At 64.1% G+C, this 3,211-nt stretch carries 4 protein-coding genes and 1 pseudogene; 3 read left to right on the top strand and 2 right to left on the bottom strand.

All coding sequences use genetic code 11. The features are described 5' to 3' along the window. Both JOZ76_RS35125 and JOZ76_RS35120 read left to right on the top strand, forming a co-directional pair. Positions 1–201 (top strand): annotated as a pseudogene (locus tag JOZ76_RS35125) (hypothetical protein); the annotation flags it as partial. A gap of 637 nt (positions 202–838) precedes the next feature. Continuing rightward, positions 839–1,210, top strand: a complete 372-nt coding sequence (locus JOZ76_RS35120; RefSeq protein ID WP_291705966.1) for a hypothetical protein — start codon at positions 839–841, stop codon at positions 1,208–1,210. 15 nt (positions 1,211–1,225) lie between these two features. Here the strand turns inward: JOZ76_RS35120 and JOZ76_RS35115 are convergent, their stop codons facing one another. Both JOZ76_RS35115 and JOZ76_RS35110 read right to left on the bottom strand, forming a co-directional pair. Then, positions 1,226–1,534: a conjugal transfer protein TraD gene (locus JOZ76_RS35115; protein WP_291705965.1), complete on the bottom strand. Its 309-nt coding sequence runs from the start codon at positions 1,532–1,534 to the stop codon at positions 1,226–1,228. Between the two features lies 1 nt (position 1,535). After that, positions 1,536–1,862, bottom strand: a complete 327-nt coding sequence (locus tag JOZ76_RS35110) for a conjugal transfer protein TraD (RefSeq protein WP_291705964.1) — start codon at positions 1,860–1,862, stop codon at positions 1,536–1,538. 171 nt (positions 1,863–2,033) lie between these two features. Between JOZ76_RS35110 and mobQ the strand changes: the two genes are divergently transcribed. Further along, positions 2,034–3,211: MobQ family relaxase (gene mobQ / locus JOZ76_RS35105; RefSeq protein WP_291705963.1), on the top strand; the 1,178-nt coding region annotated here is incomplete at its 3' end.

Genomic DNA, 3,211 nt, shown 5'->3' with positions numbered 1-3,211 from the left:
CAGCTTCGCGCGGGGAAATTGCCGAGCCTGCCGGGCGTTCTTGCGAAATCGCAGGTTCCAAAGAATACCTCCGACCTATCGATCGGCGCACGCCTTGCGACTGGGGAGGCTATGCCTATTTTTAACCCGCAGACGGGCAGGAGTTCTCAGCGTCGCCCCGGGCTAACCTTCAATTTCAAAGATAGCGCGACCCAATATTAGAGTGCTGTCGACACACTGCTCGAGTGGAGTGCATCGCATTTCCTTGCCATGCGCGCGACATTGACACACAGCAGTTTGCCATTGGCAATCCTCCTCTGTGTGCGTTGACTCACCTCGTGGCTTGGATATCCCGGCTGGCGTCCTATAGGACCATGCGTCGCTAGCTCGTCCAGTCCACCGTCTGGCCAGTGGCGAAGCGGCGCCGGCTTGGCCTCAGCAACTGGCGTCGAAGGCGGTGCTTGCGGCACCCGGATGTCGGCTCGACGCAAACAGGGGGCCCCGACGATCGCAGCAAATGCGAGGTTCCGCGCAAACATCTTGCTTTCGGATGCGGCCGCCGCCGCAGGGGCCATCCCTTTGGGGCAACGCGGCCGGTCGACTTCACCAGCGGCGCGGGGCCCATGCAATGATGCCGACAGCAAACGTCACCAGGCGAGCGGGCGGCGCGCGCGGAATCATGGCAGTCTCGATGGCTGGCGGAAAGCTCGGGTAGGAATCAACGCGCAAACTGACCATGAGCAACGGTTGCCATCGATCGATTTGCGAGCCATGCCGGCACCCTACACCGCCCGACGCTCGGCGAAGATGACTTGCTTTGTGGCCTAGAAGTGAAGCAGCGCGGCGAGAGCCGCGGTCGATGCTGTCAGATCAAGCTCAACGTCGAGGCAGTCAAAACCGTCCTCGGACGTCAAAAGACATCGTCCAGCTGCTGCGCAGCGTCACGCCGGCCGAGGAGGCCAGCCGTTGTGTCGCGCTTTGCATATCGGCGGTCATAAACGCAGCCGACTTGGTTGACAAAGGCCATGTCGCTGGCCAACGTTTTCATTGCGTCGAGCCGTCGCTGCAAACCCGGGACAAGCGCTTCGCGCTGCCAATACCGGGCCAGCAGGCTCGAGGCGTTGGCCGCCTACTCTCGATCGTGCGCCGTCCATCGCACCAGCGGGACTACCAATATGCCGGCAGATTCCAGCATAGCGCGAACCGCAATGCCAGTGCGCAGACCGGCTGACCAGGCGTGTCAAAGTCATGACACCCCGTCCGTCACTTGAACCCGGAGTTCGACGCGGGTCTTTCCGCCGCCCCCGCCATTTCGATCGGTCCCTTGTGTGTCGCCAGGGTCCGCCTCGAAGGCTTGTTTCCCCTTTGCAGCCCAAAGCGCCCGTGCCTGTTCGTGTTGACCGCTTTTGAGCTTGTCGGCTATCCAAAGCAGCGCGCCGAGGATGATGGCGCGATCATCGCCGGTCAGGTTGACGAGGCCCGCCTTCACGACGAGGCCGCCGAGTTCGATCAGATGCCGCGTGCGTTTGCGACGCTCGGCCCGCCATGTGCGCATGTCACGTCGCGCCCTTGCGGCTTGATGCCGGTTGCGCGCCGCTCGGTTGCGCAGGAGGGCCGTCCGGGTGGCGGTCAGTTGTCGGTGCAATTCGCCGCGCCCGGGCCTGAAAGAACGCGGCTCCGCGCCTGGCCCATGCCTCCCTCTTCCCGGCCTCTTTTGTCTCGGCCAGCAAGATCAGCGCGCCGGCCAGTTCATTGGCGTCAAGCGCATCCGCCCCGGTGGCAATAACAAGTTCGCCGAGTTGCTGCACCTTGCGGCTCTTGAGGCCACGCGCCTTTTCCCCTAGTGCCTTCAGTTCGGCATCAAAGTCCCGTGGTTTGCGCATGGCCGTCTCCGTGAGTGTTGATGGAGGAATGATAGCCGAGCACCCGGCACAATGCTGTAAGGTCGTCAGGACAGCCTGGGACGCGGTAGTCCCTCTCGAGAATTTTTCGAGGGAGGGCGCGCTTATACGTCGTTCCGACGTGCGCTTCGCCGTGTAGATGATCTGATCGCAATGGCGATCTATCATCTTCACGTCAAGATCATTGGCCGCAAAGCCGGCTCCAGCGCGGTGGCCTCGGCTGCCTACCGCTCGGCCTCGCGGCTGCGCGACGAGCAGCTTGATCGAAGCCATGACTTTTCCGGCAAGCGCGGCGTCGTCCATTCGGAGGTGATGCTGCCGGAGAATGCGCCGCAAGTCTGGAGCGACCGCGAACGGCTGTGGAACGATGTCGAGGCGTTCGAAATCCGCAAGGATGCTCAGCTTGCCCGCGAGGTCGAGTTCGCCATCCCGCGCGAGATGAGTGAGGCTCAGGGCATCGAGCTCGCCCGCGACTTCGTGCAGGCGGAGTTCGTCGATCGGGGCATGATCGCCGATCTCAACGTGCATTGGGATAGAGCCGAGGACGGCATGCCCAAACCCCATGCCCATGTCATGCTGACCATGCGCGCGGCGGACGAGAACGGCTTTGGTCAGAAGGTGCGCGAGTGGAACCGCACCGAGATGGTGGAGCGCTGGCGGAGGCGCTGGGCCGAGCTTGCCAACGAACGCCTGGCCGAGCTCGACATCGATGCGCGCATCGACCATCGGAGTCTTGAGGCCCAGCGCATCGGGCTTGAGCCGCAAAGCCACATCGGTGCGCCTGCCAAACGCATCGAGGGTCGTGGCATCGAGGGCGAGGGAGCTGAGGCCGATCGCGCCGAAATGCACCGCGAGATCGCCCGCGGCAATGGGATGCGGATCATCGCCGATCCCTCCCTCGCCTTGGACGCGATCACGCATCAGCAATCGACCTTCACGCAGCGCGACATTGCCAAGTTCGCGCACCGGCACAGCGACGGGCTCGACCAGTTTAACGACGTCGTGGGCGCGATGCGTGGCGCCCCAGATCTGGTCGAACTCGGCAAGGACGCTCGCGGCGAGGATCGCTTCACCACGCGCCAGATGATCGAGGCGGAACAGCACCTGCAGCGCGCCGCCGAACTGATGGCCGAGCGGGAGCGCCATGAGGTGCGTGACGCGGACCGCGAAGCGGCGCTGGCGCTCGCTGAACGACGCGGGCTTGTGCTTTCCGGCGAGCAGGCTGACGCGCTGGCGCATGTCACGGACGGGCGCGATCTCGCCGTCGTGGTCGGCCACGCCGGCACGGGCAAGAGTGCGATGCTGGGCGTGGCGCGCGAGGCCTGGGAGGC

This window comes from Bradyrhizobium sp., assembly GCF_019244115.1.
GTDB lineage: Bacteria > Pseudomonadota > Alphaproteobacteria > Rhizobiales > Xanthobacteraceae > Bradyrhizobium.
This window is presented reverse-complemented; position numbering and strand designations above follow the sequence as displayed.